6 protein-coding genes are annotated in these 4,431 nt (G+C 72.5%); all 6 read left to right on the forward strand.

All coding sequences use genetic code 11. The annotated features are described in order from the left end of the window. The coding region (locus E1298_RS44545; protein WP_131903416.1) for a purine nucleoside phosphorylase YfiH/LACC1 family protein at positions 1 to 540 on the forward strand (540 nt) is incomplete at its 5' end. Between the two features lie 71 nt (positions 541 to 611). Further along, positions 612 to 1,304: a YggS family pyridoxal phosphate-dependent enzyme gene (locus E1298_RS44550; protein WP_131903421.1), complete on the forward strand. Its 693-nt coding sequence runs from the start codon at positions 612 to 614 to the stop codon at positions 1,302 to 1,304. 105 nt (positions 1,305 to 1,409) lie between these two features. Continuing rightward, positions 1,410 to 1,955 (forward strand): cell division protein SepF, encoded by a 546-nt coding sequence (locus E1298_RS44555; protein ID WP_131903417.1) that lies wholly within the window; start codon positions 1,410 to 1,412, stop codon positions 1,953 to 1,955. A gap of 21 nt (positions 1,956 to 1,976) precedes the next feature. Further along, positions 1,977 to 2,261, forward strand: a complete 285-nt coding sequence (locus E1298_RS44560; RefSeq protein ID WP_131903418.1) for a YggT family protein — start codon at positions 1,977 to 1,979, stop codon at positions 2,259 to 2,261. 50 nt (positions 2,262 to 2,311) lie between these two features. Further along, positions 2,312 to 3,256 carry a DivIVA domain-containing protein gene (locus E1298_RS44565; RefSeq protein ID WP_131903419.1) on the forward strand — a complete coding sequence of 315 codons (945 nt, stop codon included), beginning with the start codon at positions 2,312 to 2,314 and terminating at the stop codon, positions 3,254 to 3,256. A gap of 139 nt (positions 3,257 to 3,395) precedes the next feature. After that, the coding region (locus E1298_RS44570) for a hypothetical protein (RefSeq protein ID WP_131903420.1) at positions 3,396 to 4,431 on the forward strand (1,036 nt) is incomplete at its 3' end.

Consider the following 4,431-nt stretch of genomic DNA (forward strand, 5'->3'; position numbering starts at 1 on the left):
CCCCCGCCGGATGGGGCCGGGGCCGAACCCCCGGCCCCATCCGGCGGGGGCCTCGATCCCGTCGACGCGATCGTCACCACTGTCCCCGGCCTGGCGCTGGCGGTGCTCGTGGCCGACTGCGCCCCCGTCCTGCTGGCCGATCCCGCCGCGGGCGTCGTCGGCGCCGCCCACTCCGGCCGCCCCGGCACGGCCGCCGGGGTCGTCCCGGCGCTGGTGAAGCGGATGTGCGAGCGCGGCGCCGACCCCGCCAGGATCGCGGCGGCGATCGGCCCCGCCGCGTGCGGCGGCTGCTACGAGGTGCCCGCGGTCATGCGTGACGAGGTCGCCGCGGTGGTGCCCGCCGCGTATGCCACCACGTCCAAGGGCACCCCCGGCCTCGACATCCGCGCCGGCATCGCGGCCCAGCTCGCCGCCGAAGGCGTGGCGGACGTGCGGGTCGACCCCCGCTGCACCATCGAGTCGCCCGAGCTGTTCTCCTACCGCCGCGACGGCCGCACCGGCCGGTTCGCCGGATACGTCTGGCTCAGGGAAGACGTGTGACCGCACCCGACCACGGCCCGGAAGGGCCGGCGGCGGGCGCGCGCCCGTCCCCGGACGAGCGCCGCGCCGAGCTGGCCGAGGGCCTCGCCGAGCTGCGCGCGCGCATCGCCGCCGCCTGCGCCGCCGCCGGACGGGACGCGGGCGAGATCACCCTGATCGCGGTGACCAAGACGTTCCCCGCGTCCGATGTGCGGCTGCTGGCCGGACTCGGCCTGACCGAGATCGGCGAGAACCGCGACCAGGAGGCGCGCCCCAAGGCCGCCGAATGCGCCGACCTGCCGCTCACCTGGCATTTCGTCGGGCGGCTGCAGACCAACAAGGCCCGCGCGGTCGCCCGGTACGCGGGCGTCGTCCACTCGGTCGACCGGTCCGGGCTGGTCGCCGCGCTGTCGGACGCGGCCGTCCGCGCCGGGCGCACGCTGCGCTGCCTCGTCCAGGTGTCGCTGGACGAGGCGCCGCCGGACCACGAGCGCGGGCGCGGCGGCGCGCTCCCCGCCGAGGTGCCCGGCCTGGCCGACGAGATCGCGGGCGCCGGGAACCTGGAGCTCGGCGGGGTGATGGCCGTCGCCCCGCTCGGCGCCGACCCGCTGCCCGCCTTCGCCCGCCTCGCCGGCGTCGCTGACGAGGTCCGCCGCGCGCACCCGTCCGCCGCCGTCGTCTCGGCCGGGATGAGCGGCGACCTGGAGCAGGCGATCACGTGCGGCGCGACACACCTGCGGGTCGGTACGGCGTTGCTCGGGGGCCGACGGGCAATCGTCAGGTAATGTCCCCCCAGTGGTACCTGCCGGAATGTGGGCCACGTAGATGGACGAGTCCAACGGCGGCGCCGGACGCGCCGGGTGCCGCGGCCACAGGACACGGAGGGACAAATGGCCAGCGCGATGCGCAAGATGGCGGTCTACCTCGGCCTTGTGGAGGACGACCGCTACGACGACAAGTACGGCAAGTACGACGACTACGACGAGTACGAGGTCTACGACGAGGAGACCGACACAGGTCAGGGGCGCCGCCGCGAGGACGAATCCGGCGGTCAGCTTACCCGAGCCGAGGACGCGGCGGACCTTGATCGGGATCATCACGCATCGTCCACGGTGGAGCGACGCTCCGTGGCACTCTACGAGTCCGGTACCACCGACCTTGCGCGTATCACTACGCTGCATCCCAGGACCTACAACGAGGCAAGGACCATCGGGGAGCACTTCCGTGAGGGCACACCGGTGATCATGAACCTGACCGAGATGGTCGACAGCGATGCCAAGCGGCTGGTCGACTTCGCGGCAGGTCTCGTGTTCGGCCTGCACGGGAGCATCGAGCGTGTTACCAACAAGGTGTTCCTCCTGTCGCCCGCCAACGTGGAGGTGACGGCGGAGGACAAGGCCCGGATGGCAGAACGAGGGTTCTTCAACCAAAGCTGACAGCCACAAGCGAGAGTGTCCGTGAACATCGTCGGTGACGTACTGCTGTACGTGTTGTACTTCTTCCTCCTCTTCCTCATCGGGAGGTTGATCCTCGAAGTCCTGCAGTCGTTCGCCCGGCAATGGAAGCCGTCCGGGGTGGTGCTGGTGATCGCCGAGGCGACCTACACCATCACCGATCCGCCACTGAAGCTCCTAAGGCGCTTCATCCCGCCCATCAGGCTGGGTAACGTGGCGTTGGACCTCAGCTTCACCTTCCTCATCCTTGTGGTCTGGGTCATGATCATCTTCGTGCAGAGGCTCTGATCGGATACCGTCCTTTGGGGACAGACTCCAAGCGCGCCAAGGAGACGAACATGCCGCTGACACCCGCCGACGTGCGGAACAAGCAGTTCAGTACCACCAGGCTGAGGCCGGGGTACGACGAGGAGGAGGTGGACGCCTTCCTCGACGAGGTCGAGGCCGAGCTCGACCGCCTCATCCAGGAGAACGAGGAGCTGCGGGCCAAGCTCGCCGAGTGCCTGCGCGGCAAGGTCCCCGCCATGGCCGCTCCGATCGTGGAGCCGAAGCCGGACGTCCAGAAGATCCCCGAAGTGCAGCAGCGCCCGGAGCCGCAGCCGCAGCCTGAGCCGGAGCCCGCCCTCGGCGGCCTCGGCATGGCGCCCGCGCCCACGGGCGAGGACAACATGGACACCGCCGCCCGCGTGCTCGCGCTGGCGCAGCAGACCGCCGACCAGGCGATCGCCGACGCCCGCCGGGAGGCCGACGAGACCCTCGGCCGCGCCCGCCGCGAGGCCGAGGAGATCCTCGGCAAGGCGCGCCGCCAGGCCGACCAGATCGTCAGCGAGGCCCGCTCGCGCGCCGAGGCCCTCGACCGCGACGCCCAGGAGCGGCACCGCCAGGTCATGGGCTCGCTCGTGCAGCAGCGCGAGGAGCTGGAGCGCGAGGTCGACAACCTGCGCGCCTTCGAACGCGAGTACCGCAGCCGCCTGAAGGTCTACCTGGAGGGCCAGCTGCGCGACCTTGAGGCCGGCAGCACCGAGACCGGAGCGTTCGCCGCCGTCCCCGGCGCCGTCCAGTCCCAGCAGAGCGCCCCCCAGGGCGGAGCGGCCCAGACCGGCCCGCAGAACGCCCTGCCCCACGCCGAGAACCGCAACGGCACCGCCGGCGGCTCCAACCCCGCCGCGCCCAGCCCGTTCCCGTCGCCCGCCGAGCCGGCGCCGCACACCCAGCAGGTCCAGCACTCGGCCACGGGCGCGTTCCACGCGGGCGGCGACAACCCGCCGCACGAGAGGCGCTGACGCGGACCCCGCAGGCGATAGTGTCTTCCCGATCGCCGCGCCGAGGATGGCACCGCCATCCCGGCGGCGACGGCGGGTCGACCACCGGGTCCTTTCGGCGACCCGGAGCCGAGCGGTCTGAACGAGGGAGAGAGACCCTGTGATCATCCTGAGTGGCGTTCTCGTCGTGGTGGCGATCGCCCTGCTGGTTGCGGGAATCGTCGCCGGCAACGGAGACAGCGCCCAGGTGTTCGGCCTTGACGCGCTGGTGGTGATCTACATATCGATCGCCGTCAGCATCGTCTCCGCCCTGTGCCTGTCCACCGGGGTGTTCCTGCGGCGCAAGGAGCTCTTCGGCGCCGGTGCCTCGCCGTCCGCCGGGCGCAAGCCCAAGAGCGGGAAGCGCAAGAAGCCGGCCCCAACGGCTCCACTTGCTCCATCGGCTCCACCTGCTTCGCCGGTTTCGGCGCAGGGCGCCACGGCGCCCCAGCAGGCCAGGCCTCCCGCCGAGCCGGCCGACGACGAGGTGGAGATCCCCGTCCAGCCGGTCGACGTCCCCGAGGACGCACTGGTCTTCGTCGTCCGCGGCCGCAAGCGCTACCACCTGGACACCTGCCGGCAGCTCGCCGGAAGGGACACAGAAGAGCTCACCTACGTCGAGGCGAAGGAAGAGGGGTTCAGCCCCTGCACCGCCTGCCTGCCCGACACCGCACTGGCGGCGCGCGCCGCGGTCTCGGTCCCCGCGTCCTCGGACGCGGGCAAGGCGGCGGCATCCTCCAAGCCCGGCGGCGAGCGCTCCGCGTCCCGTCCCGAGAGCGGCCTGTCAGGTCTCGCCCAGCCGCCCTACGCCCAGCCGTCCTCGTCCACCTCGCCGCTCAGCCTGGACAAGACGAGCGACATCCCGCGGCCGGAGCGCGAGGAGACCGCCAGGGGCCACGAGTCGGGGACGTCTCTGCCCGCCTGGTCTTCGCCGGAGCCCGACCCGCTCGCGTCCGGCAGCATCGGCGCGCACGCCCGGCCTCCGGCCGAGCCGACGCGGACCGACCTTCCGGCACCCGCGCCCGCCTCGTCCGAAAACGCGCCCAGCGCCTCCGAGGCGGCCGAAACCGCCAAGACCGACCCCGAGGTCGGCTCGGCGCCGGAACGGCCTTCTGAGCCCGTGTCCGCGTCGGAGGAGGCCACCTCCGCCCCCGGCC

The sequence above is a fragment of the Actinomadura rubrisoli genome, from assembly GCF_004349215.1.
Lineage (GTDB): Bacteria > Actinomycetota > Actinomycetes > Streptosporangiales > Streptosporangiaceae > Spirillospora > Spirillospora rubrisoli.

Bases quoted from the DNA above. Each gene is read 5' to 3' on its own strand.
- E1298_RS44555 (WP_131903417.1), top strand. From the start codon at position 1,410: ATGGCCAGCGCGATGCGCAAGATGGCGGTCTACCTCGGCCTTGTGGAG.
- E1298_RS44565 (WP_131903419.1), top strand. From the start codon at position 2,312: ATGCCGCTGACACCCGCCGACGTGCGGAACAAGCAGTTCAGTACCACC.